The 25,247-nt window shown below is 62.9% G+C and carries 21 protein-coding genes; 14 read left to right on the top strand and 7 right to left on the bottom strand.

The genetic code is table 11. The annotated features are described in order from the left end of the window. Positions 1-67: 67 nt before the first annotated feature. Together IB262_RS11570 and IB262_RS11565 are read right to left on the bottom strand one after the other, a co-directional pair. Positions 68-2,152: an ABC transporter substrate-binding protein gene (locus IB262_RS11570; RefSeq protein WP_060521887.1), complete on the bottom strand. Its 2,085-nt coding sequence runs from the start codon at positions 2,150-2,152 to the stop codon at positions 68-70. A 110-nt stretch (positions 2,153-2,262) separates the two neighbouring features. After that, the gene (locus IB262_RS11565; RefSeq protein ID WP_113293134.1) at positions 2,263-3,726 is read right to left on the bottom strand and encodes an alpha-glucosidase/alpha-galactosidase; all 1,464 of its coding nucleotides are present in this window, start codon (positions 3,724-3,726) and stop codon (positions 2,263-2,265) included. Between the two features lie 188 nt (positions 3,727-3,914). Here IB262_RS11565 and IB262_RS11560 point away from each other — a divergent pair, with 188 nt between their 5' ends. Next, entirely contained in the window at positions 3,915-4,856 is a 942-nt protein-coding gene (locus IB262_RS11560; protein ID WP_192493568.1) for an AraC family transcriptional regulator, read from the top strand. A 12-nt stretch (positions 4,857-4,868) separates the two neighbouring features. Here the strand turns inward: IB262_RS11560 and IB262_RS11555 are convergent, their stop codons facing one another. From IB262_RS11555 to IB262_RS11545, 3 genes are all read right to left on the bottom strand, one after another. Continuing rightward, entirely contained in the window at positions 4,869-5,366 is a 498-nt protein-coding gene (locus tag IB262_RS11555) for an EVE domain-containing protein (RefSeq protein ID WP_159415747.1), read from the bottom strand. A 126-nt stretch (positions 5,367-5,492) separates the two neighbouring features. Then, on the bottom strand, positions 5,493-6,212 hold the full coding sequence (locus tag IB262_RS11550; RefSeq protein WP_192493567.1) for a GNAT family N-acetyltransferase: 720 nt from the start codon (positions 6,210-6,212) through the stop codon (positions 5,493-5,495). A 188-nt stretch (positions 6,213-6,400) separates the two neighbouring features. Further along, entirely contained in the window at positions 6,401-6,547 is a 147-nt protein-coding gene (locus IB262_RS11545; protein ID WP_064817045.1) for a DUF1127 domain-containing protein, read from the bottom strand. A 260-nt stretch (positions 6,548-6,807) separates the two neighbouring features. On the opposite strand from IB262_RS11545, the gene IB262_RS11540 reads away from it, so the two are divergent. Then, positions 6,808-7,518 (top strand): GntR family transcriptional regulator, encoded by a 711-nt coding sequence (locus tag IB262_RS11540; protein ID WP_034798498.1) that lies wholly within the window; start codon positions 6,808-6,810, stop codon positions 7,516-7,518. A 113-nt stretch (positions 7,519-7,631) separates the two neighbouring features. Next, positions 7,632-8,594 carry a dihydrodipicolinate synthase family protein gene (locus IB262_RS11535; protein WP_034798428.1) on the top strand — a complete coding sequence of 321 codons (963 nt, stop codon included), beginning with the start codon at positions 7,632-7,634 and terminating at the stop codon, positions 8,592-8,594. A 102-nt stretch (positions 8,595-8,696) separates the two neighbouring features. Here IB262_RS11535 and IB262_RS11530 read toward each other — a convergent pair whose 3' ends face one another. Continuing rightward, positions 8,697-9,734 carry an Ldh family oxidoreductase gene (locus IB262_RS11530; RefSeq protein WP_060584817.1) on the bottom strand — a complete coding sequence of 346 codons (1,038 nt, stop codon included), beginning with the start codon at positions 9,732-9,734 and terminating at the stop codon, positions 8,697-8,699. A 156-nt stretch (positions 9,735-9,890) separates the two neighbouring features. Here IB262_RS11530 and IB262_RS11525 point away from each other — a divergent pair, with 156 nt between their 5' ends. The 11 genes from IB262_RS11525 (at position 9,891) to IB262_RS11475 (ending at position 23,928) form a co-directional block, all read left to right on the top strand. Further along, complete coding sequence (locus tag IB262_RS11525; RefSeq protein WP_192493566.1) at positions 9,891-11,408, top strand: aldehyde dehydrogenase (NADP(+)); 1,518 nt, start codon at positions 9,891-9,893, stop codon at positions 11,406-11,408. Between the two features lie 223 nt (positions 11,409-11,631). Next, complete coding sequence (locus IB262_RS11520) at positions 11,632-12,438, top strand: transporter substrate-binding domain-containing protein (protein WP_034798420.1); 807 nt, start codon at positions 11,632-11,634, stop codon at positions 12,436-12,438. A 71-nt stretch (positions 12,439-12,509) separates the two neighbouring features. After that, positions 12,510-13,175 (top strand): amino acid ABC transporter permease, encoded by a 666-nt coding sequence (locus IB262_RS11515; protein WP_060529349.1) that lies wholly within the window; start codon positions 12,510-12,512, stop codon positions 13,173-13,175. A gap of 13 nt (positions 13,176-13,188) precedes the next feature. Then, on the top strand, positions 13,189-13,839 hold the full coding sequence (locus IB262_RS11510; protein ID WP_034798414.1) for an amino acid ABC transporter permease: 651 nt from the start codon (positions 13,189-13,191) through the stop codon (positions 13,837-13,839). After that, a complete protein-coding gene (locus tag IB262_RS11505) occupies positions 13,832-14,554 on the top strand; it encodes an amino acid ABC transporter ATP-binding protein (RefSeq protein WP_192357010.1) in 723 nt (240 codons plus the stop codon). Before IB262_RS11510 ends, IB262_RS11505 begins: the two co-directional genes overlap by 8 nt. 7 nt (positions 14,555-14,561) lie before the next feature. After that, positions 14,562-15,809: an FAD-binding oxidoreductase gene (locus IB262_RS11500; protein ID WP_192357008.1), complete on the top strand. Its 1,248-nt coding sequence runs from the start codon at positions 14,562-14,564 to the stop codon at positions 15,807-15,809. Between the two features lie 13 nt (positions 15,810-15,822). Beyond that, positions 15,823-16,824, top strand: coding sequence for a 4-hydroxyproline epimerase (locus IB262_RS11495; RefSeq protein ID WP_060521880.1), 1,002 nt, complete (start codon positions 15,823-15,825; stop codon positions 16,822-16,824). Further along, positions 16,821-18,512, top strand: a complete 1,692-nt coding sequence (locus tag IB262_RS11490) for an aconitase X (RefSeq protein ID WP_060529346.1) — start codon at positions 16,821-16,823, stop codon at positions 18,510-18,512. The genes IB262_RS11495 and IB262_RS11490 overlap by 4 nt, the downstream gene beginning before the upstream one ends. A gap of 558 nt (positions 18,513-19,070) precedes the next feature. Continuing rightward, the gene (locus tag IB262_RS11485; RefSeq protein WP_034798403.1) at positions 19,071-21,020 is read left to right on the top strand and encodes a PrkA family serine protein kinase; all 1,950 of its coding nucleotides are present in this window, start codon (positions 19,071-19,073) and stop codon (positions 21,018-21,020) included. A 25-nt stretch (positions 21,021-21,045) separates the two neighbouring features. Beyond that, the gene (locus IB262_RS11480) at positions 21,046-22,368 is read left to right on the top strand and encodes a YeaH/YhbH family protein (protein ID WP_060584813.1); all 1,323 of its coding nucleotides are present in this window, start codon (positions 21,046-21,048) and stop codon (positions 22,366-22,368) included. A gap of 12 nt (positions 22,369-22,380) precedes the next feature. Beyond that, a complete protein-coding gene (locus tag IB262_RS11475) occupies positions 22,381-23,928 on the top strand; it encodes a SpoVR family protein (protein WP_034798401.1) in 1,548 nt (515 codons plus the stop codon). Between the two features lie 132 nt (positions 23,929-24,060). Here IB262_RS11475 and IB262_RS11470 read toward each other — a convergent pair whose 3' ends face one another. Beyond that, the gene (locus tag IB262_RS11470; protein WP_051659435.1) at positions 24,061-24,978 is read right to left on the bottom strand and encodes a LysR family transcriptional regulator; all 918 of its coding nucleotides are present in this window, start codon (positions 24,976-24,978) and stop codon (positions 24,061-24,063) included. Positions 24,979-25,247 lie beyond the last annotated feature (269 nt).

Here is a 25,247-nt window from a genome sequence, read left to right as displayed (position 1 = left end):
CGTTTCCTTCTGTCGGTTAAGATGAGGCGCCGCCCCTCCGGCTTGAGGCCGGAGGGGCGGCCTTCGATCAGTTGCTCAGGCTCTTCTCGCCGGGCTTGCCCGGGAGCTGCTCGGCGAAGAGCTCGAAGTCACCCTGCTTGTCGGCGGGGACAAAGAGACGCTCGCGCATGATCGTGTCCTCGGCCCAGTTGAACATGAAGATCGGCGCTCCCGTCGGCACGTTGGCGAAGCGCTTGTTGATGATCAGCGCGCCCGGATATTCGGTAAGGCCGACTGTATCGAGGTTCGTCGTCGCGACCTTCTGGTACTGCTTCATCAAGTTCGCGCGCTCGGCATTGTCGTTGGTGGCAATGAACTTGTTGATGATGTCGACGAGTTCCTGTTCGAAGGGCATCAGGTCAAGCTGACCGCCTTCCGGTGCACGGTGGTGCCAGCTGGTGCGCGGACCGGCGGCCGCCAGCTGCGGCGTGTTCTGCACGACGGAGGCATATTCGGCGGCGTTGCGGTGAACCATCCAGTCGAACTTGCCGGCGTAATTGGTCGCGTCCCGCTGCTTGCCGTCCAGCGAGTTCAGAACCACCCGGAGGCCGAGCTTTTCCATCTGGCCGATAAGGCCCTCGGCCAGGTTGCGGTCGGTCGCATAGCTGTTGTCGATCAGAAGCACGATCTCCACGTCCTTGCCGCCGGCCTTGCCGTCCGCGAAGTTGACGAAGCCGTTGCCGTCGGTGTCCTTCAGCCCCGCCTTCTCAAGCAGCGCCTTCGCGCCATCGATGTCGAAGGGATAGTAGACGGTCGATTGCCGGTCGTAGAAGCTGGTGCCGGAGGAAAGCCCGCCGGGATAGATCGCGGTAAAGGGGCCCTTTACGAGCGCCTCGCCGAGCTTCTTGCGGTCGACCGCCATGGTCACCGCCTTGCGGAAATCCTCGTTGCGGTTGAGTTCACGCACCGCCTGGGCGCGTTCGTCCGGCTCCCCCCAGCCATTGGCCGAGAAGTTCATGTGCAGATTGTAGCCGATGAGGCGCGGGCCGAAGGCAAGCCGGGCGGGGGCCGTATCCTGGGCGGCGCGCTTCAGCGACTCCACGAAGTTTTCCGGCTGCTCGAGGTTCGAGAGATCGGCGGAACCTGCAATCGCCTGTACGTCGCGGTCGGCCCAGGTCGAGAGCTTGTAGTGCAACTCGTTGATGTAGGGCAGCTGGTTGCCGGCCTCATCGACCTTCCAATAGTACGGGTTCCGGCGCAGCACGATGATATCGTCGGGGCGATAGGCGACAGGGACCCAGGCACCCATGACCGGGATGTTCATGTACTCGGGCGGGAAGGCATTCTTGTACTGGTCGTAGGTGGTACCGGCGTATTTCGGATGCTTGGCCTTGAGAATATGCGACGGGCCGGGGCAGAAGGTGCCATAGGCCATGGCATAGAGATGCTGGCGCGGGAAAGCCTCCTTGAAGGTCCACTCGACCGTATACTGGTCGATCTTCTTCAGCGTCGTGCCGGCGCCGAAGGTCTCCGGCGTCGCGCCGTTCAGCGGCGTCACGCTCGGGTCGAGCACGTTGTCTTCCCAGTAGAACATTACGTCGTCGGCATCGAAGAGGTCGCCATCCGACCACTTGGCGCCCTCGACCAGATGCATCGTCAGCTTGTGGCCGTCAGAAGACCAGTCCCAGCTCTTGGCAAGGTTCGGCAGAGGCTCGACGTCCTTCGCTTCCACCTGGAAGAGCGGCGCCGTACGCGTCAGGCATTCGGACATGCCGATATCGATGCCCCCCCAACCCTGGCTCTGGCCGGCTGAGTAGTTCCAGCCCTCGGGACGACCGCCGATGACGTGGCGCAGCGTGTCGCCATAGACACCGACGCCATCAGGCATGTTGCCGGTCTTGAAGACCATCGGCTCCTTCGGCAGCCGTTCGGCGACCGGCGGCAGCTTGCCGGTCTTGACGTATTTCTCGGTAACCCAGGCCGGTTCCTTGTATTCCGGCAGCGCCTTGAACTCGGCGATCGAGTCGCGCGGCACATAGGTGATCTTGCCCTCGGCCGGAAAGGCCGGCTGCTGGGGCACGACGGTCGGCTCGGAAGCGGTCGCCTCCAAGGCAAGGGTCGAGATGCCGACAAGCAGCAGGCTCGCCATTTTCATCAGTCTGTGGCTGGTCATTGGCTTAGATTCTCCCTCTTTGCCGCGCCGGGACGCGGCCTCCTCCTTGAAAAGTCTGCACTTCAGGCAGAGCTGCCCACGTCTCCTCACGGAAGCAGCGCTGCAATCGATCAGCCGGCGGCGCGGACCTGACGCTCGGCGCGCAACTCGTCGAGCGAACGCACCTCACGCCGCGCAGCGCCATTCCATTCGCGCGTCTTGACGGTTGCGCGGCCAAGTCGCTCCTTGGCGCCGTCGATGGCATGGGCGTATTGCGGCAGCCACTGGCTTTGAGCGACCACCATCTCGTCGACCATCTGCCAAACCTCCTCCGGTGTGCAGATGGCGCCGACCAGCGGATCATGCAGCATCGCCAGCTTTAGAAGATCGAGATCGCCGGTCACGGCCGCATGGACCGACATGCGCTGGACGTTGATCGAGGAAAGGCAGGTGGCGGCACAGGCCTCGGGAAGGGTGATGCCCGAGACCATGTTGATGCCGAAGCGATCGACGAAGCCGGGGGATTCGATGATGGCGTCGGCAGGCAGGTTGGTGATCACGCCATTGTTCTTGACATTGAAATGGCCGCGATAGACCCGGCCCGTTTCCAGGGCCTCGAGAATATGGCTCGCATGTTCGTTCGAGCGCTTCTGATGGTCGAGCGGCCGGCCGGCTGCTTCGAGGAACTGCGGAAACTCGGTTTCGAACCAGTTGCGCGTCTCGGTCGAATGCCTGAGATAGCCGCCGGTCTCGCCGTGGATCCAGTCGGACATATCGATCCAGCGGGTAATTTCCTCCGGGCGCTTGCGATACCAGGGAAGATATTCGGAGAGATGGCCGTTGCTCTCGGTCGAATAGACGCCGAACCGCTTCAGCACGTCGATGCGGAGCTTCTCCTGCTTGGAGAACACCGGGTGCGCCTCGAAGGCCGCAACCAACTCGTCCTTGCCGATCCTGCGGCCCTTCAGCCTCACGTCGACGAACCAGGTCTGATGGTTGATACCCGAGCAGATGTAGTCGAGTTCGCCCTCGCCGGCTCCCAAGATTTCGGCGATCTGCTCGCCGCCGTGCTGAACACCGTGGCAGAGCCCGACCGTATCGACCTTGCCGTATTCGATCGCTGCCCAGGTGTTCATCGCCATCGGGTTGGCATAGTTCAGGAACTTGGCACCCGGTTCGGCGACCGCGCGGATATCCCGGCAGAAGTCGAGGATGACGGGGATGTTGCGCTGGCCGTAGAGGATGCCGCCGGCGCATATCGTATCGCCGACGCATTGGTCGACGCCATATTTAAGGGGGATGCGGATGTCGTCGGCATAGGCTTCGAGTCCACCGACACGGACGCAGCTGATGATGTAGCGGGCGCCTTCGAGCGCTTTCAGCCGATCGGTGGTTGCCGTCACCTTCGTCGGCAGGCGGTTGACTTCGACAATCCGGTCGAGGATCGCCTTGATCATCTCCAGATTGCGGGCGCTGAGATCTGTCAGCGCAACCTCGATGTCGCGCAATTCCGGCACGGCGAGAATGTCGGTGAAGAGCTTCTTGGTGAAGCCTATGCTGCCGGCGCCGATGATGGCGATCTTGAATGTTGCCATGCCCTCACTCCTCATGAACTGCATGCATCTCTGACAAAGGGTAAAATCAATTCACGGTTTTTCACCGTCTCTGCGCGCAACTTCGATGCATCCCCTCATTTCTTACGGGCCAAAAGCACCGCCTGTTGCGCTGTTGGTGGTCATTATGTGTATAATCGCCGACCCCGCCAGAGCGGTATTGTGCTTTCATGGGTATTTTTATGCTGCAAGAATTGATCGACAACGGCCCGGTTATGCGAACCGTTTCACTGCCGCGGGGACGCCAGAGCCTGCACGCGATGCCGACCAGCACCGGCTATGAAATCCGCAACAATGCGACCTATGACTGGGACGGCAGAAAGCGCGGAAACACGCCCTTTACCGTGCTCCAGCATACGATCGCGGGTGCCGGAAACCTGCGATACGAAAACCGCAGCTATCGGGTGCGCGAGGGCGAGACGCTGCTCCTGCTCGTGCCGCACAATCATCGCTACTGGCTGGAAGACGGCGGGCGCTGGGAGTTCTTCTGGATCTCGATGAACGGCGACGAGGCGCTGCGCATCCACCGCGCCCTGCTCGCTGTCACCGGTCCCGTATTGAAGCTGCAACCGGAAACGATCGAGCATCTGGCCGACTGCAGCCTGCGGCTGATCCGCGGCGGCGAGACGCCAGGCAGAGCCTCGGCGATTGCCTACGAGGCGGCGATGGCGCTCTACGACGACGTCTTCGGCTCGCACCCGGTGTTCAGCCATGAACACAGGACGATGCACCGCGTCGTCGACCACATCATGAACAACTTGCAGAACCCGCTTCCAGTGGAGGAACTGGCACGCGTGTCGGGCTTGAGCCGGGCGCATTTCTCGCGCGTCTTCGCCGCCAGCGAAGGCATGGCGCCGGCCGAATATGTGCTGCAGAAGCGCTTGCAGCGTGCGGTAAAACTGCTGACGAAAACCGCAAGCCTTCCGGTCAAGGAAGTGGCCATTCTCTCGGGCTTCGAAGACCCCAACTATTTCGCCAAGGTGTTCCGCCGCTCCTTCGGTCTGAGCCCGACGGAATTCAGAACCACCGGCATGTATGCCAGCATCGCCGCCGGCTCGGTGGAGCAAGCGGTCGACACGGCGGAGGACGCAACGGTGCTGCTGCGGGGTTGAAGACGCGAACGATCAGCCGGCGAGTTGCTGCCGAAAGGCCGGCACCCTCGGGAAAACCATGCCGAGGTCTGCATGCATGGCCCGCGCGATCACACGGAAGTCACGCTCGCTGATGGCAAGATGACCAAGACGAAGCTTCTGGTCCCAGTTACGGTTGCCTTCGGCAAATTCAAGGCTGTCGAGCCACGGCCGAACCGGCGCCTCCATGCTGTCGGCCCAGTCGATGTCGCCGCGATGCGGGGCGACACCGCCCATGGCAAAGAAGTAGGGCGGGCGCTCCTTGACGACACCGATGGCGGCAAAACATGCAAGCCCCGCCCTGCCGTTAAAGGCGGCGTTGGGCGCATAACCGATGAAGCCATCACCCGCCTTCATGCGCGTCATCGCCTGGACATTGCCGTAGCCGTAGCCAAAGCGAGAGAAGCCGTCTTCGGCGGCATGCTGCAGGTCATCGCCGGAAACAGCGCCGATCCAGAAATTGCGCTCGCCTGACCTGTTTGCTGCACCCATCTGAAACATATCCTGCGCCGACATCTGCAATCCCTCGATCTCTTATCCTGGGACCACTTTACGCGCGACCCCTGCCAGATTCTGTCAGCATCGTTTTGACGGCCCGGCATACCGTCGAGCCGCGTCTCAGCCGTCTTCGGAGGGCGCTTCCCATTGGCCGAAAAGCGTCACGCCTACGGCTCCCGCAAGCGCCACCGACGCGTGGTTGTCGAGTTGGCAGCGATATTGCGGTTGGTAGCCCTTTTCGAGGGCGGCCCTGCTGATTGCGCGCACGACCTTGCGGGCGTGGCCCTTACCCCTATCGGACACAAGCGTCAGCACACCGAGATCGGCGATCTGCCGCTCCTGCCAGGGATACATGCTCGCGGCACAGACCAGCCTGTCACCATCGAAGGCTCCGTAGACCAACCAGTGATCCAGTTCGACATAGGCTGCATCGAGATCCTCTTCCGAGGCGGAGCCCTGGAACAGGGCGAACGCGGCCGCATCCTTCGCCGTGAGCGCGCGCACATGGGCGCCTGAATTCTCCCGCAACAGCACAGCCTTATCCGCTTCGGTGAAGTAGAAGAGGTTGTCAGCACCGTTCAGGACGATGCCGGCATCGCGCAGCCCTTGGCGAAGGGTCGCTTCGGTGAGCACCTGACCCGCCGCTGACGACAGCGCGGCGCCGAGCGCCGGGGACAGGGCCACGATCACGCCGTTTTCAGCAGTGTGCAGCACCATGGCCGGGCTGTCCTCGTCGAGGTCGGGATTGACCACGACGGTAAACCGATCCGCGCTTGCGCGAACATCGCCCGCAAAGGACGCGTTCCAGAAATCGGTAATCTCAGAGGAAAACGGCGGCATGGCACTCAGTCTCTTGAACGAACACCGCGCCTGTCGGCGGCAAGCGGCGCGATTAATGGAGTAGTCGATTAATCAAATCGCAGTGCCAGCGATGTGTGGGACGACAATGGCGCAATGAAGGCGCCAAAAAGCAAAAGCGCCCGCAGGAGATGCAGGCGCTTGGCAATTATTCAGTCTTTAAGATCGCCTTAGCGGGCGAAGGCCGTACGTGCGACGCGGTCGATGTCGGCGCGTTCGATGCCGAGGTCGCGAAGTTCGCGGTTCGACATGCGGCCCAGTTCGGTGACCGTCTGACGGTACTTGCGCCAGTTGTTGATGGAGCGTGCGATGTTCATTTGATCCCCCTTTCAATGGGCTTTCGAAGCCTGGCTGCCAGTCCGTGGCGCCTCGTTTCGCTTCGATGAACACCTTATAGCTCAGGCTTTCCGTGAGTTGCAGCGCTCAAAACTCAGCGCTCCCATGTGGGAAACGCATGGGTCGCCACAACAACCTGTGCACGCAGGTGCGGATAACAGCTTCGCGCAATGACGGCAGCGGAAACTGTTGATCCCGGCGACAGAGACAAGTATTTCTTTTGTCGACAAAGGAATCTGACATGACCGATATCGACACCGACAACAGCCCCATCCCCGAGCGCAAGCGCGGCTCCGGCGTAAAGATGGTCTATGACCTCTTGCGCGACGAGATCCTCGACCTGGTGCTGCCGCCGGGCAGCCCGATCGACGAAGTGCAGCTTGCCGAGCGGCTGAAGATGTCGCGCACGCCGATCCGCGAGGCGCTGGTGCGTCTTGCCGGCGAAGGGCTGATCGACACGCTGCCGAACCGCTCGACGATGGTCGCGAACATCGACTTCCTCAATCTCAATCCGTTCTTCGACGCTCTGGTGCTGATGTACCGCGTCACCACGCGGCTTGCGGCGCAGAACCACCGCCCAGAAGACCTGGCGATCATTCGCGGCTTCCACGAAGACTATGCGGCAGCCGTGCAGACGCGCGACCCGCTCACGATGATCGCCACCAACGCCGCCTTCCATGCGGCAATCGCGGAAAGCGGACGCAACCCCTATTTCACCAGCCTGTTCCGCCGGCTGCTGGACGAAGGGCGGCGCATTCTCCGTCTCTATTATCAGTCCTATGACGAGCAGTTCCCCCAGCGCTTCGTCGACGAGCATGCGGCCATGATCGCCGCGATCGCCGCGCGCGACGTCGAGGCTGCGGATCGGCTGGGCAAGGCGCATGCTGAGCAGATCGTCGAGCAGGTGCAGAAGCTTTTTGCCCGCAACAACAAGCTCGATATCGCTTTGTAGCGACCTTTGTATTTTTCTTGTCGACAAATAAAATACAAACAGCTATTGTCTGGATCAAAGGCAAGGGCGCAGGTGCGCCGCTGCCCTGAAGACAAAGCCGAGAGGAGTTTCAGATGAAGGCTCAGATTTTCACCGGCGTCATCCCGGCGCTGATGACCCCCTGCAAGGAAGACCGCACCCCCGATTTCGACGCGCTGGTGCGCAAGGGCAAGGAGCTGATCGCTCAAGGCATGTCCGCCGTCGTCTACTGCGGCTCGATGGGTGACTGGCCGCTCCTGACCGACGAACAGCGCATGGAAGGCGTCGAGCGCCTCGTCAAGGCCGGCATTCCGGTTATCGTCGGCACCGGCGCCGTCAACACTGCTTCGGCCGTCGCTCACGCGGCACATGCCGAGAAGGTCGGCGCCCAGGGCCTGATGGTCATCCCGCGCGTGCTTTCGCGCGGCTCGGTTGTCGCTGCCCAGAAGAACCACTTCAAGGCCATTCTCTCGGCCGCCCCGAGCCTGCCGGCTGTCATCTACAACAGCCCGTACTACGGCTTCGCCACCCGCGCCGACCTGTTCTTCGCGCTGCGCGCCGAACATCCGAACCTCGTCGGCTTCAAGGAATTCGGCGGCGCTGCCGACATGCGCTATGCGGCCGAGAACATCACCAGCCGTGACGATGGCGTCTCGCTGATGATCGGTGTCGACACGGCCGTTTTCCACGGCTTCGTCAACTGCGGCGCAACCGGCGCGATCACCGGCATCGGCTGCGTTCTGCCGAAGGAAGTCATCCACATGTGCAACCTGTCGCGTGCCGCCGCCGAAGGCGACGTCGACGCACGTCTGCGCGCACTGGAACTGGAACAGGCGCTCGCCGTTCTCTCGTCCTTCGACGAAGGTCCGGACCTCGTTCTCTACTTCAAGCATATGATGGTGCTGAAGGGCGACAAGGAATACACGCTGCACTTCAACGAGAGCGACGTTCTCTCCGACAGCCAGCGCGGCTATGTCGAAGCCCAGTTCAAGCTGTTCAACAGCTGGTACGCCGAGTGGAGCAAGCTCCCGGGCGCGGTGCAGAAGTACAAGGCCTGATCGCTCGATCGGCACTCAAATAGAAAAGGCCCTCCGGTTGGAGGGCCTTTTTCGTTTGGCAGTCTCGACGGGTCGATGACCGACGAAAAGGTTAGCCGTCGCTTACGCGACGGCGTCCAGTCCAAGAGCAAGCAGCCGCTCGAGCTGCTCGATTTCAGCCGTGTTGAGAACGACACCTTCGGCTTCCGACTTGGCGCGCGCCACGAAGCGACGCTGCGACGGCAGGCGGGCGCCCTGGCCGACGATCGCCTCGAACAGCACTTCCGCACGGGCGAAGGGATTGCCCGGGCGTCCGGCTGCAAATTTCTCCGGCGAGAAGGCGACGATCAGTTCGCCGTGGAACGGTGCAAGCGTCGTGGTGCCGAGATAGTCGAGCACTTCCGGGCTCGTCAGGTCGCCGATCATGATGCCGGCAAGAAGCTCGACCATGGTGCCGATCGCCGAACCCTTGTGGCCGCCGAAGGGCAGCATGGCGCCGGCAAGCGCTGCTTCCGGATCGGTCGTCGGATTGCCTTCGGCATCGATCGCCCAGCCCTCCGGCAAGGGCTTGCCGGCACGGCGGTGCAGTTCGATCTCACCGCGGGCGGCAACCGAGGTGGCGAAGTCGAAGACGTAAGGCGGCTTGTTTTCGCGCGGCCAGCCGAAGGCGAAGGGGTTGGTGCCGAGCAGCGGTTTGTTGCCGCCGGTCGGCGCAACGGTCGCATAGCTCGGGCACATCACGAGGCCGGCAAGTCCCTCGCCGGTCAGGCCTTCGACCTCAGGCCAGAGCGCCGAAAAATGGGTGCAATCATTGATGACGAGCGCGGCGATGCCCAGCGAGCGAGCGCGTTCGGCGAGAAGCGGCAGGCCGAGCTCGAAGGCGGGATTGGCAAAACCGCCCTTGGCGTTGACCTTGACGATAGCGGAACCTTCGCCCGCTTCGAGCTCCGGTGTTGCATCCGGCTTCACCTTGCCCGCCTTGACGGTGCGAAGCGCTCCTTCGATGCGGTAGATGCCATGCGACTTGCAGGCATCCCGCTCGCCGGCGACGATCACGCGGGCCAGTGCACCGGCCTGAATGGCGTTGAGCCCCGCCTTCAGGAAGATCGCCTCGACGCGCTCGAAAAGTGCTGCGATCGTCAGGGTGTTGGTTTCGCTCATCTCTCTCCCTCTCAAATGCTGCGCCTGATCCGGAAGGGCCAGTCAGGCGATTGATGTTCTGCATACATATAGTATACAAAGATCCGACAAGTGCAATTCAGCCATGATCCCCTCTGCCAGAAAAGGCAATCCGGGATCGAACGAAAGGATCGGCAGATGGCCTTCACCCCCAAAGGAAAACACCTTGTCGCCGGCGAATGGCTCGACGGCGCGGGCACCTTCGCATCGGCACCCGCCCACGGTCCGGTCCATCAGTTCGCCACAGGCACCGTGGAACTGGTCAACCGCGCGGCTGACGCCGCCGAAGAAGCCTTCCTGAGCTATGGCTATTCGACCCGGACCGAGCGCGCCGCCTTCCTGCGCGCCATCGCCGACGAGATCGAGGCACGCGCCGAAGCGATCACCGAAATTGGCACCCAGGAAACCGGCCTGCCGGAAGCGCGCCTGCAGGGCGAACGCGGCCGCACCACCGGCCAGCTCCGTCTCTTTGCCGACCACATCGAAAAGGGTGAATATCTCGACCGCCGTTTCGATGCGGCCCTGCCCGAGCGTCAGCCGGCGCCGCGCCCGGAAATCCGCCTTATCCAGCGCCCGATCGGCCCGGTCGCCGTCTTCGGCGCCTCGAACTTCCCGCTGGCCTTCTCGACCGCCGGCGGCGACACGGCTGCCGCCCTTGCTGCCGGCTGCCCCGTGGTCGTCAAGGGCCACTCGGCCCATCCGGGCACCGGTGAGATCGTTGCGCAGGCCGTCGAGGCCGCGATCCGCAAGACCGGCGTTCACCCGGGCGTCTTCTCGCTGATCCAGGGCGGCAACCGCCAGGTCGGCGAAGCGCTTGTCCAGCATCCGCTGATCAAGGCCGTCGGCTTCACCGGTTCGCTCGCCGGTGGCCGCGCGCTCTTCAATCTCTGCGCCGCACGTCCGGAGCCGATCCCGTTCTTCGGCGAGCTCGGCTCGGTCAACCCGATGTTCCTGCTGCCGGAAGCACTGAAGGCACGCGCCGAGACACTCGGCCAGGGCTGGGCCGGTTCGCTGACCATGGGTGCCGGCCAGTTCTGCACCAACCCCGGCATCGCCGTTGTTGTCGAAGGTGCTGACGCTGATCGCTTCACCACGGCCGCCGTCGAAGCGCTCGGCAAGGTCGCGCCGCAGACGATGCTGACGGACGGCATTGCCAAGGCCTATCACGACGGCCAGGCGCGCTTTGAAAGCCGCAACACGGTGAAGCCGCTGCTGACGACCGAATCGTCCGGCCGCTCGGTCTCGCCGAACCTGTTCGAAACGACCGGCGACCAGTTCCTGGCCGACCATGCGCTCGGCGAAGAGGTGTTCGGTCCGCTCGGCCTCGTCGTTCGCGTCGGTTCGACCTCTGAAATGGAACAGCTTGCCCGCGGCTTCGAGGGACAGCTGACCGCCACCATCCACATGGATGCGACCGATCTCGAGACCGCCCGTCGTCTGCGCCCGATCCTTGAGCGCAAGGCAGGCCGGGTGCTCGTCAACGGCTTCCCGACCGGCGTCGAGGTGGTGGATTCGATGGTGCATGGCGGACCCTATCCGGCCTCGACCAACTTCGGCGCAACCAGCGTCGGTACCCTGTCGATCCGCCGTTTCCTGCGCCCGGTCGCCTACCAGAACATGCCGGAAGGCCTGCTGCCCGAGGACTTCCAGGGCTAAGGCACTCGCCGACAGCTGCGGGCGCCTGCCGCCCGCAGCTGCAAGACACGACAGATCGCTGCGCAGGCATCCCATTTGACGAAACAAATGGGATGCCTGCGCGCGTTCTGCGTTACGAACTTATACTTTTTGTATACTAATTGTATTTTTCTATTGATTTGTGCTGTCTAAAACGGAATAGTGCCTCAGCCGTCAAACGGCACTCATTTCAGGGAGAGAGAAAATGAAGACTTCGGTGCTCGCGCTCGGCCTCGTTGCGGCCGCTGCTCTGACCAGCCAGGCCCATGCCGACAAGCTGGATGACGTCATCGGCTCGGGTACGCTGCGTTGCGCAGTCGTGCTCGACTTCCCGCCGATGGGTTCTCGCGACGAGAACAACAACCCGATCGGTTTCGACGTCGACTACTGCAACGACCTTGCCAAGGCACTCGGCGTCACCGCCGAAATCGTCGAGACCCCGTTCCCGGAGCGCATTCCCGCTCTGATGTCGGGCCGCGTCGACGTCGGCGTTGCCTCGACCTCGGACACGCTTGAGCGCGCCAAGACCGTCGGCATGACGATCCCCTACTTCGCCTTCGAAATGGCTGTCACTGCCAACGAGAAGTCGGGCGTCAAGTCCTTCGAAGACATGAAGGGCAAGGTTGTCGGCGCTACCGCCGGCACGTTCGAAGCGATCGCTCTCGAAAAGCAGGTCAAGGAATGGGGCGCCGGTGAGTTCCGTCCGTACCAGACCCAGGCAGACGTCTTCCTCGCGCTCAGCCAGGGCCAGATCGACGCTACGGTTTCGACCTCGACCGTCGCCCAGGCCAACGTGAAGGGCGGCAAGTTCGCCGGCATCTCCGTCGTCGGCAAGGCTCCGTTCGACACCGACTACGTCGCGCTCTTCACCAACCGCGAAGAATACGGCTTCATCAACTTCCTCAACCTCTTCATCAACCAGCAGGTCCGCACCGGCCGCTACGCTGAACTTTACGAAAAGTGGGTCGGCGGCGAACTTCCGGACCTTACGGCTAAGGGCGTTTACCGCTAATATGCCGTTTATCTGGCGGCGCGAAGTTTAGCTTCGCGCCGCTATTCGTTTCCGAAGAGGTGAGACGAAACATGTTCAGCTATACCTTTCATTGGAACCAGGCGCTGAAAGCCCTGCCACAGATGCTCGACGGAGCGCTGGTCACCCTGCAGGTGGCTCTGCTCTCGATGGTCATCGGCCTGGCACTGGCGCTCGCGCTGACGGCTTGCCGCCTGTCGGGCAATCGCATCCTCGGTGGTTTTGCAACCGCCTGGGTCGAGATCGCCCGCAACACGCCGGCGCTGTTCCAGATCTACATGGCCCATTTCGGCCTCGGCAATTTCGGTATCCACCTGAGCCCCTATACGGCGCTGCTCGCGGGGATCGCCTTCAACAATGCCGGTTATCTCGCGGAAAACTTCCGCGGCGCCCTCAAGGCCATTCCCGATACCCAGGCGCGGGCCGGCCGCTCGCTCGGCATGACCCCGGTGCAGGCCTTCCGCTACATCGTGCTGCCGCAGATGCTGCGCATCGCCTTCCTGCCCGTCACCAACCAGATGGTCTGGGCGATCCTGATGACCTCGCTTGGCGTTACCGTCGGCATGAACACCGACCTTGCCGGCATCACCCAGGAACTGAACGCCCGTTCGTTCCGCACCTTCGAATTCTTCGCGATCGCGGCGGTCATCTACTACCTGATCGCCAAGGCCGTGACGCTGGGCGCGCGCCTGCTCGCCGCGCGCATGTTCCGCTACTAAGGAGAGGTGAGAGATGTTCAATACCGCCCTCACCCTCGCTGATCTCGGCTTCCTGCTGCAGGGCGCCTTGATGACGCTCGCGGTCACCGCCGTCTCGGTTACCGCCGGCACCGTGCTCGGCATCATCTTCGGCGTCGTGCGCAACCAGGTCGGCCCCTATTGGGCCGCCCCGCTCACCTTCGTGCTCGACATCTTCCGTTCGGTGCCGCTGCTGATCCAGCTGGTTCTTGCCAATGCCTTCCAGGCGATCGCCAAGCTCGGCTGGGCACCGTTCACGACCTCCTGCGTGGTGCTGTCGCTCTATACCGCCGCCTATTGCACCGAGATCGTTCGTGGCGGCATCTCTTCCGTGCCACCGACGACGCGCCGCGCCGCCCGCTCGCTCGGCATGACCTGGTGGCAGGACATGCGCTACATCGTGGCGCCGCTTGCGACCCGCGTTTCGCTGCCGTCCTGGATCGGCCTGACGCTCGGCGTCATGAAGGACTCCGCACTCGTCCTCTGGCTCGGCCTGATCGAACTCTTGCGCGCCTCGCAGGTGCTCGTCACCCGCCTGCAGGAACCGCTGCTGATCCTTCTGATCTGCGGCGCCATCTACTTCCTTATCAGCTTCCCGATCGCCCGGCTCGGCGGTTACCTTGAAAAACGGTGGTCCAATGATTGAGATCCAGAACGTTCGCAAATCCTTCGGCTCGCTGGAGGTTCTCAAAGGCATCGACCTCACCGTCAACAAGGGCGAGGTGCTGACCATCATTGGCGGCTCCGGTTCCGGCAAGTCGACGCTGCTGACCTGCATCAACGGTCTCGAGCCGATCGATGCCGGCCGCATCCTCGTCGACGGCACCGAGGTCCACGCGAAATCAACAAACCTCAACAAGCTGCGCAGCAAGCTCGGCATCGTCTTCCAGCAGTTCAATGCTTTCCCGCACCTGACCGTGCTTGAAAACGTCATGCTGGCGCCGCGCAAGGTGCTCGGCCTCTCCAAGGAAATGGCCGAGGAGAACGCCGTCAAGCAGCTCACGCACGTCGGCCTCGGCGAGAAGCTCGGCGTCTATCCAACCCGCATGTCGGGGGGCCAGCAGCAGCGCATGGCGATCGCCCGCGCACTCGCAATGTCGCCGGAATACATGCTGTTTGACGAAGTGACCTCGGCGCTCGATCCGCAGCTCGTCGGCGAAGTGCTCGACACGCTGCGCATGCTGGCCTCCGAGGGCATGACGATGATCTGCGTCACCCATGAAATGAAGTTTGCCCGCGAAGTTTCCGACCGCGTCGCCTTCTTCCACAAGGGCGTGATGGCGGAAATCGCCGCACCGGAAGCGCTCTTCGGCGCGCCGAAGGATCCGGAACTCCAAAAGTTCCTCGCAGCGACGCACTGAGCCGATCATGAAGGATGCAGTTCAGCCTGACGTCATCGTCATCGGCGCCGGCGTTGTCGGCCTTTCTGCGGCGATCGCCGCCCAGGCACGGGGACTTTCCGTCACCGTGCTCGACCGGGAAGGCCCGGCAGCAGGTGCCTCGGCGGGCAACGCCGGGGCCTTCGCCTTCACCGACATCCTGCCGCTCGCGTCACCCGGCGTCCTGAAGAAGGCGCCGAAGTGGCTGCTCGACCCGCTTGGGCCCTTGAGCGTGCCACCGGCCTATGCGGCACAGATCGCGCCGTGGATGTTCCGCTTCTGGCGCGCCTGCTCGGCAAGCCGCGTGGCCCATTCGACGACCGCCCAGACGGCGATGATGGACCTCTCCAAGGCCGAGCTCGAACCTTTCCTCGCCGAGACCGGCACCCTGCCGATGCTGCGCAAGGAAGGCAATCTGCAGGTCTATGAAAGCGAAGCCGAGCTGAAGGCCTCTCTTCCCGGCTGGACCGCGCGAGCCGAACACGGCATCGAGTTCCGGCACATGGGCGCGGCCGAGATGGCCGAGATCCAGCCTGGTCTCGCATCGCGCTTCACCCATGGCACCTTTACCCCCGGCTGGTATTCCATCGCCGATCCCAAGCTCTACACGCTGGCGCTGGCAGACCATTTCCGCGCCAAGGGAGGTGTGATCGAGCGTGCCGAAGTTACGGCACTGAAGCCGATCGAAGGTGGCGTCGAACTGACGGCCGACGGCAAGACGCGGCGGGCAGAACAGGTCGTGCTTTCAGCCGGCGCGTTCTCGCACCAGGTCGCCCGTACGCTCGGCGAGCGTATCCCGCTCGAAACCGAGCGCGGCTACAACACCACGCTGCCGCAGGATGCCTTCGATCTGCGCACCCAGATCACCTTCGGCGGACACGGCTTCGTCGTCACCAGGCTTTCGACCGGTATCCGCGTCGGCGGCGCCGTCGAACTCGGCGGGCTGAAGCTGCCGCCGAACTTCCGCCGCTCGGAAGCCATGCTGAAGAAGGCGCAAGCCTTCCTGCCGGGCTTCAAGAGCGAGGGCGGCGTGCAATGGATGGGCTTCCGCCCGTCGCTGCCCGACAGCCTTCCGGCGATCGGCCGCGCCCGCGCCACCGGCCGCGTCGTCTACGCCTTCGGCCACGGCCATCTCGGTCTCACGCAATCGGCCGGCACCGCACGGCTCGTTGCCGACCTGCTCACCGGCCGGCGGCCGGCGATCGATATCAGTTGCTTCTCGCCCCAACGTTTCTGACAGAGTTTAGACCATGGCCAACCACACCTTCTCCTGCATCGACGGCCACACCTGCGGCAATCCGGTCCGCCTCGTTTCCGGCGGCGGGCCACGACTCGAAGGCGCCAACATGCTGGAGAAGCGGGCCCATTTCCTGCGCGAGTTCGACTGGATCCGCACTGGCCTGATGTTCGAGCCGCGCGGCCACGACATGATGTCGGGCTCTATCCTCTATCCGCCGACCCGGGCCGACTGCGATGTCGCCGTGCTCTTCATCGAAACGTCGGGCTGCCTGCCAATGTGCGGCCACGGCACGATCGGCACCATCACCATGGCGATCGAAAACGGCCTGATCACGCCGCGCGAACCGGGCAAGCTTTCAATCGACGCGCCGGCCGGCAAGGTCGACATCACCTATCGCCAGGAAGGCCGCTTCGTCGAGGAAGTGCGCCTCACCAACGTTCCGGGCTTCCTCTACGCCGAGGGGCTGACGGCTGAAGTCGAGGGTCTTGGCGAGATCGTCGTCGACGTCGCCTATGGCGGCAACTTCTACGCCATCGTCGAACCGCAGAAGAATTTTCGCGACATGGCCGACCATACGGCCGGAGAACTTGTCGGCTGGAGCCCGAAGCTCCGCGCGGCGCTCAACGCCAAATACGAGTTCGTGCATCCGGAGCACCCGGAAATCAAGGGCCTCAGCCACATCCAGTGGACCGGCAAGCCAACACAGGCAGAAGCGCATGCGCGCAACGCCGTCTTTTACGGCGAAAAGGCGATCGACCGCTCGCCCTGCGGCACCGGCACGTCGGCGCGCATGGCCCAGCTTGCCGCCAAGGGCAAGCTCAAGGTCGGTGACGAGTTCGTGCATGAATCGATCATCGGTTCGCTGTTCAAGGGCCGTGTCGAGGCGGCGACCAAGGTCGCCGACCGCGACGCCATCATCCCGTCGATTGCCGGCTGGGCCCGCATGACCGGCATCAACACTATCTTCATCGATGACCGCGACCCCTTTGCTCATGGATTTGTCGTAAAATGACCCAATCGATCTCCGCCCGCAGCATTCTTTCCGGCTCCGCCGATGGCCCCATCATCGCCACGGAGGAGGCGCTGAGCTTCTGGGGCGGGGTCGATCCGGCAACGGGTCGGGTGATCGACGTGCACCATCCGCTGCACGGCCTCTGTCTGACCGACGGCATCCTGATGATGCCGTCGAGCCGCGGCTCCTGCACCGGTTCGGGCGTGCTGCTCGACATGGCGCTGACCGGCCGTGCGCCGGCGGCCCTGGTCTTCTCGGAAGCGGAAGACGTGCTGACGCTCGGCGCGCTGATCGCGGCCGAAATGTTCGGAAAATCCCTGCCGGTGCTTCGGCTTTCGCGCGACGCCTTCAAGGCGCTGGCGCAAGCAAAGACCGCGCGCATCAGCGATACGGCAATCGAAGCCGATGGCCTGACAATTCCGGTCGCTCCGCCGGCAATGACGGCGCTTGATCTCACCGACGACGATCGCGCCATGCTCGACGGTCGTGACGGCATCGCCGTGCAACAGGCGATGCGCATCATCGCGGCGATGGCGGCGCAGCAGGGTGCGGAAAAGCTCATCGACGTGGTCCAGGGCCATATCGACGGCTGCATCTATGCGAGCCCGGCAAACCTCACCTTCGCCGAGAAGATGGCGGACATGGGGGCCAAGGTTCGCGTACCGACGACCATGAACGCGATCTCGGTCGACCGTGCCAACTGGCAGGCGCAGGGCGTGCCGGAGAGCTTCGGCGATCCGGCAGCAAGGCTTGCCGACGCCTATGTGCGCATGGGCTGCCGCCCGACCTTCACCTGCTCGCCCTATCTGCTCGACAGCGCGCCGAAATCCGGCGAAGCCATCGCCTGGGCGGAATCGAACGCCGTCATATTCGCCAACACGGTGCTCGGCGCGCGCACGGCCAAACACCCCGACTTTCTCGATCTCTGCATTGCGCTCACCGGTCGTGCACCGCTCTCGGGCGTCTATCTCGACGCGCCGCGCAAGGCGACGCGCGTCATCGACGTGGAACTGCCTGAGAATATCGACGATGCCTTCTGGCCGCTGATCGGTTATCTCGCCGGCAAGGCAGCACCCGACCGCATCCCGCTTTTGCGTGGTCTTGCATCGGCAAAGCCCTCGCGCGACGACCTCAAGGCGCTTTGCGCCGCCTTCGGCACCACGTCCGCATCCCCGATGCTGCATGTGGAGGGCGTGACCCCGGAAGCGGAAGGTGCCGCCGCCAAGGATGCCGACCACACGACGATCACGCGCGCCGACATGGCCGCGGCCTGGTCGCTCCTGAACGACGGTCCGGCGGAGGTCGAGCTTGTCGCCATCGGCAGCCCGCATGCGTCGCTCGAGGAGTGCCGCGCGCTGGCCACAGCCTTCGACGGCCGCAAGCGCGATAGCAACGTCGCCGTGATCGTCACCGCCGGGCGAGACGCGATAGCCGCAGCACGGGACGAAGGTCTGCTTGCCCGCCTTGAAGAGAGCGGCATCCAGGTCCTGCCGGATATTTGCTGGTGCTCGATCTCCGAACCGGTCTTTCCGACCAAGACCCGGGCGCTGATGACCAATTCCGGTAAATACGCCCATTACGGTCCCGGTCTTTCCGGCCGCGCCGTGCGCTTCAGCAACCTCGCCGACTGCGTCGAGGCGGCGCTCACCGGCCGCGTTTCGGTGCGCCTGCCAGCCTGGCTCGCCTAAAGGCTCGTTCCTTCTCTCCGGCGTCGCCGCGTGGCGGCGCTGTCGAGGCGCCGAGCTCGTCGCCTCCCGACCCCAACTGATCTGCGTGGGGCTCGATGATTCCCTGACGCCGCCTCAAGCGGTGGAGCGCACCTGTGACGAGACGCAGGCTGCCTATCGGGCGGCCGCCGTCGAAGACGACTTATCTTTGGTTGCAGCGCCGGGCATCGGCCATGTCGAGACAGCGACCATGCGAGACGCGGTTCTGGCCCTTCTTTTCCACCACCTCGGCGGACCCGGCGGCGGCTGACGCAACCGAACATGGCGCTCGCACAGAAAACGCCTGGGCGCATGCGGCGCCAATCGCGCACGCCCTGCGTTCAACGCCTTATAACCACCGCTTCGATCAGGTTTTCGTGATGCCACAGTCACGATTTTTCATTCATTGAAACAACCCCTTCGAGAATCACGAGAAAGCGAGTACTCTGAAGGAACATTGCGCATGGGACGCCGTTTATTCGAATGAGCGAGCCGATAAGCAGCGATCCCCGTCTCAGCCAGCGGCCGCGGGAGAGCATGATGCAAAAGAGCGAATGCGACGTCTTTGATCTCTTCTCGGAGATCTATACAAGTGCAGCGCAAGAAGAAATCAGTCTTCAGGAATACCTTCTGGCATGTCGCGACGACAAAAGCATGTATGCCACCGCACAGGAGCGGATGGTTACAGCCATAGGTAATCCAACCCTCATCGATACCAGCGCGGACGAACGTCTCGGCCGCATCTTCTCAAACCGGACCGTCAAGATCTATCCATCCTTCGCCGACTTCTACGGCATGGAAGATACGATCGAGCGCATCGTCGGCTACTTCCGCTATGCCGCGCAGGGGCTGGAGGAGCGCAAGCAGATCCTCTACCTGCTCGGCCCGGTCGGCGGCGGCAAGTCGTCGCTCGCCGAGCGGCTGAAAAAATTGATGGAACTTCAGCCGATCTACACGCTGGCGGTCGGCGGCAAGGTCAGTCCCGTCTTTGAATCACCGCTTGGCCTCTTCCATCCCGACCGCATGGCCGACCTGCTCGAAGACAAATACGGCATCGGCCGACGCCGGCTGACCGGCTTGATCTCACCCTGGGCGACGAAGCGCCTCGACGAAGTCGATGGTGACATCTCCAAATTCAGCGTCGTCAAGCTGATGCCGTCGCGCCTGCGCCAGGTGGCTATCGCCAAGACCGAGCCCGGAGACGAGAACAATCAGGACGTTTCCTCGCTGGTCGGCAAGGTCGACATCCGCCAGCTCGAAAACTACAGCCAGGCCGATCCCGATGCCTATTCCTATAGCGGCGGCCTCAACCGCACGACGCAAGGCTTGCTCGAATTCGTCGAGATGTTCAAGGCGCCGATCAAGGTGCTGCATCCGCTTTTGACCGCAACCCAGGAAGGCAACTACAACGGCACCGAAAGCTTCGGGGGCTTCCCCTATCAGGGCATCGTTGTTGCGCACTCGAACGAGTCCGAATGGCTGCAGTTCAAGAACAACAAGAACAACGAGGCCTTCCTCGACCGCATCCTCGTGGTGAAGGTGCCTTACTGCCTGCGCGTCACCGAAGAGCGGCAGATCTACGAGAAGCTGCTGCGCGAAAGCGAACTGACCAAGAGCCCCTGCGCGCCGGAAGTGCTGGAAAGCCTCAGCCGCTTCACCGTCTCCACCCGCCTTGCCCGTCACGAGAACTCGCCGCTCTACACCAAGATGCGGGTCTATGACGGCGAAAACCTGAAGGACACCGATCCCAAGGCGAAGTCCGTTCAGGAATATCGCGACGCGGCCGGCGTCGACGAGGGTATGACTGGCATCAGCACCCGCTTTGCCTTCAAGGTTCTGTCGGAAACCTTCAACTACGACACCAAGGAGGTCGCGGCCGATCCCGTGCACCTCATGTACATTCTGGAACAGGCGATCCGCCGCGAACAGTTCCCGAAGGAGACGGAAGCGAGCTACCTCGACTTCATCAAGTCCGAGCTGGCATCGCGCTATGCCGAATTCATCGGCCACGAAATCCAGAAGGCCTATCTCGAATCCTACAGCGAATACGGCCAGAACCTGTTCGACCGTTACATCGCCTATGCCGACGCCTGGCTCGAAGATCAGGACTTCAAGGACCCGGATACCGGACAAATCCTCAACCGGGAGATCCTCGACAGCGAACTGTCGCAGATCGAAAAGCCGGCCGGCATCGCCAATCCCAAGGACTTCCGCAACGAGGTCGTCAAGTTCACCCTGCGCGCCCGCGCCAAGAACCATGGGCGCAACCCCTCCTGGACGAGCTACGAAAAGCTTCGCGACGTGATCGAGAAGCGCATGTTCGGCCAGGTCGAAGACCTGCTTCCGGTCATCAGCTTCGGCTCGAAGAAGGACAGCGCATCCGAGAAGCAACACGCCGAGTTCGTCCAACGCATGACGGAACGCGGCTATACGGAGCGTCAGGTCCGGCGGCTGGTCGATTGGTATATGCGGGTCAACAAGGCGGGCTGACGATGCCGAAGCAGGGGATTGGTATATGCCGAATTTCATCGACCGGCGGCTCAATCCGAAGGATAAGAGCCTCGGCAATCGACAACGCTTTCTGAAGCGGGCCCGCGAAGAGCTCAAGCGGGTCATCAAGGATCAGGTCAAGTCGGACAGGATCATCGACGTCGACGCCGCGCATGGCGTGCCGATGCCGACTGATGGCGCCAGCGAGCCCACGTTCCAGCCGTCCCGCGGCTCCGGCGAACGCAACTACGTGCTGCCCGGCAACAAGGAGTTTTCGGCAGGCGACCGCCTGCCGAAACCGGAAGCGGGCGGCGGTGGCGGCGGCGGCAAGGGCAAGCCCGGAACCGGCGAAAGCGACGATGATTTCCAGTTCATCCTGTCGCGCGAGGAAGTACTGGACCTCTTTTTCGAGGATCTGGAGCTCCCCGACATGGTCAAGCTCAGCCTCAAGGAAACGGTCACCTTCAAGCCCCGCCGCGCCGGCTTCGCCACGGCGGGAACGCCGACGAACATCAATGTCGGGCGCACGATGCGCAACAGTTTTGGCCGGCGCCTGGCGCTGCACCGGCCGAAGGAGAAGGAACTGACCGCGGTTACCGACGAGATCGCGCAACTGGAAGTGGAACCGGAGCCGACGGCGAAGAGCCGACAGAGGCTCAAGGAACTGCGGGTCGAGCTGGAAAGGATCGAGAAGAAGCGGCGGCGCATCCCTTACGTCGATCCGGTCGACATCCGCTTCAACCGCTTTGAGCAGCAGCCGCTGCCGAACGCCAACGCCGTGATGTTCTGCCTGATGGACGTCTCGGCCTCGATGGGCGAGCGCGAGAAGGACCTCGCCAAACGCTTCTTCGTGCTTCTGCACCTGTTTTTGAAACGGCGCTACGAACGCATCGACATCGTCTTCATCCGCCATACGGACGAGGCGCGCGAAGTCGACGAGGAGACCTTCTTCTACAGCACCCAGAGCGGCGGCACGATCGTATCGACCGCGCTCGAAGAGATGATCAGGATCGTCGAGGACCGCTACCCCTCGCAGATCTGGAACATCTATGCGGCCCAGGCCTCCGACGGCGACAACATCATCGGCGACAGCGAACATTGTGCGGCACTGCTGCGGGAAAAACTCACGAAGCTCTGCCAGTACTATGCCTATGTCGAGATCATCGACGAGCGCGAGACGGAAATCTTCGGCTCGACAGACAACGGCACCGCGCTCTGGCGCGCCTATCGCACGGTGGACGGCGAGAAGTCGAATTTCCAGATGACCCGGATCGCCAAGCCCGCCGACATCTACCCGGTCTTCCGCAGGCTTTTTGCCCGGCAGCCGGCCGCACGCACCCGGAAGTGAGGGGGAGACCGGATGGCACGACGCACGACCTCAGGTCTCCTGTTCCAGGGGTCCGACTGGAATTTTGCGACGCTGTCGCGTGCTTACGACGCGATCGAGCAGGTCGCGCTCGAAGAAATGGGCCTCAGCGTCTACCCGAACCAGTTGGAGATCATCACCTCCGAACAGATGCTCGACGCCTATTCCTCGGTCGGCATGCCGCTCATGTACCAGCACTGGTCCTTCGGCAAGCGCTTTGCCTATGAGGAGCATCACTACCGTAAGGGCCACCGCGGTCTTGCCTATGAGCTGGTGATCAATTCCAATCCCTGCATCACCTATCTCATGGAAGAAAACACCATGGCGATGCAGGCGCTGGTGACCGCGCATGCCGCTTTCGGCCATAACCACTTCTTCAAGAACAACTATCTCTTTCGCCAGTGGACCGATGCCGGCGCGATCCTGAGCTATATGGATTTCGCCAAGAAATACGTGACCAAATGCGAGGAGCGGCACGGCACTGCCGCCGTTGAAGCCATTCTCGATTCCGCCCATGCGCTGATGGACCAGGGCGTCTTCCGCTACCGCCGCCCGCCACGCCTCTCCTCTGAAAAGGTGCGCGAAAGGGCGCGCGAGCGGCTGGAATATGAGGAGCAGACCTATAGCGACCTCTGGCGGACCCTGCCGCAGGTCGCCGAGAGCCGTGATCCGGCCGAGGCCGAGCGCGACGCTTCGGAGCGCAAGAAGGTGCTCAACCTGCCGGAGGAAAACCTGCTCTATTTCCTCGAAAAACACAGCCTGATCCTGGAGCCCTGGCAGCGCGAGCTGCTCAGGATCGTGCGTGTCATCGCGCAATATTTTTCACCGCAGCGCCAGACGAAGGTCATGAATGAGGGCTGCGCCACCTTCGTGCATTACACCATCATCAACCGCCTCTACGACCAGGGCAGGATTGGCGAAGGTCACATGCTGGAACTGTTGCAGAGCCATTCCAACGTCGTGTTCCAGCCGGATTTCAACGACCGGCGCTACCCGGGCATCAACCCCTACGCGCTCGGCTTTGCGATGATGCAGGATATCCAGCGGATTGCCACCGAACCGACGGAGGAAGACCGCGACTGGTTCCCGTCTTTCGCCGGCAACGGCGACTGGATGGAAACGCTGCGTGACGCCTGGGCGAACCATCGCGACGAGTCCTTCATCCTGCAGTATCTGAGCCCGGCGGTGATGCGCAAGTTCCGGCTGTTCCAGCTCTCCGATCGCTCGTCGGATCGTTTCGTCGAAGTTGCCTCGATCCACAACGAGCGCGGCTATTCCGCGGTCCGTTCGGCGCTCGCCAACAGCTACGACGTTGCTGCCAACCAGCCGGACATCCAGGTGATGGACGTCGATCTGCTCGGTGACCGGCAATTGCGGCTACAGCACAATGTCAAGCACGGTATCCTACTCGACGAGGGCAGCCGCGACGCGACGATGCGCCATATCCGCCATCTCTGGGGCTATGAGGTGAGCCTCGCCGGCGTCGATGCCCAAAGCGGGCGCACGGTGTACGAGTGCTCGACGGCAAAATCGTCCGAGTGAACGGATAAAAGCCGTGGGTCGTGGCCATCATTAGAATTGGTGGCAGGCATTAGAATTATTTGGTTATCAAGACGCGCCGCCGCGGGACCCGGTTGAGGCGCAGCTTGCGCTGCACGGCCCTGTGGCGGACGTTCAGCCTGCGATAACGTCGGGCGTGGCCGGCAAGGCCGCTGCCTCCTGCTCGGCCGCCGCAGCGAGCCAATCGTGGAAGGCGGTCATCGCCGGCGTGACGGGACGCGATTTCAGCCGCGTCAGCCAGTAGCTTCCCATCGAGGTGTGAACGTCGAAGGGCTGGCGCATCGTGCCGTTCGACAGCAGCCGCGAGAACATCAGTGGTGGCGCCAGCGCCACGCCGATCCCCTGGGCCGCTGCCTCCATCATCGCCAGCGAACTATCGAAGACGATGCCCTTGAGCAGGGGCGCCGGATAGGCGATGCCGGCTGCATCGAACCAGGTCACCCACTCGTCGGCCCGATAGGACCGGAGCAGCGTTTCGTCGAGCAGATCGGCCGGCGTCTTCAGCCGCTCGGCGATCTCGGGGATGCAAAGCACGGATAGCGGCGCCTCGAAGAGCCGCGTCGCCTCGATATTGTGCCAGGAGCCGCCGCCGAAGCGGATAGCGAAATCCAGCCCCTCGGCCGCCATGTCGACGCGGTTGTTGTTGGTGGAGAGGCGAACGTCGACAAAGGGATATTTCGCCTGGAAATCCGCGAGCCGCGGCAGCAGCCAACCGACCGCAAACGTGCCGACGGCGCCGATCATCAGCACTTCGCGAATATGCCCCGCCTCGAAGCGGTCGAGCATGTCCGCCATCCGGTCGAAGCTATCGCGCAGAACCGGCAGCAACGCCTCGCCCTCCGCCGTGATCATCAGTCCGCGCGGCAGCCGCTTGAACAGGGTCACGTTCAGGCGGTTTTCGAGAAGCTTGACCTGATGGCTGACCGCGGCTTGCGTAACGCAGAGCTCGATTGCCGCGCGCGTAAAGCTCAGATGCCGCGCTGAGGCTTCGAAAGCGCGCAGCGCATTGAGCGGAAGATATGGCCTGACCATGAATGCCCTAACTCACCTAATGGGTCTCGCAAATAAACGTGGTTTGTTGCGTAAGCACAATCCCTCTACGGTGAACTTTATCGGCGGTGCGTGCCGTTGCCCGGAAGTCGCCAACTCAGGAAAGGCGCGGTCAGCCGCACCGCTTTCGGAGACCTGATCCATGCGCCGTTTCATTTGGCCCTAGCGGCCGCAGGCACCGTCACCGAGCCAACGTCCGCGGACGTAGGCGCATCCCAATACTCCGCTCCGCATGCGCTGCCCGCCACACG

It is taken from the genome of Ensifer sp. ENS02, from assembly GCF_014851885.1.
Taxonomy (GTDB): Bacteria; Pseudomonadota; Alphaproteobacteria; order Rhizobiales; family Rhizobiaceae; genus Ensifer; species Ensifer adhaerens.
This window is presented reverse-complemented; position numbering and strand designations above follow the sequence as displayed.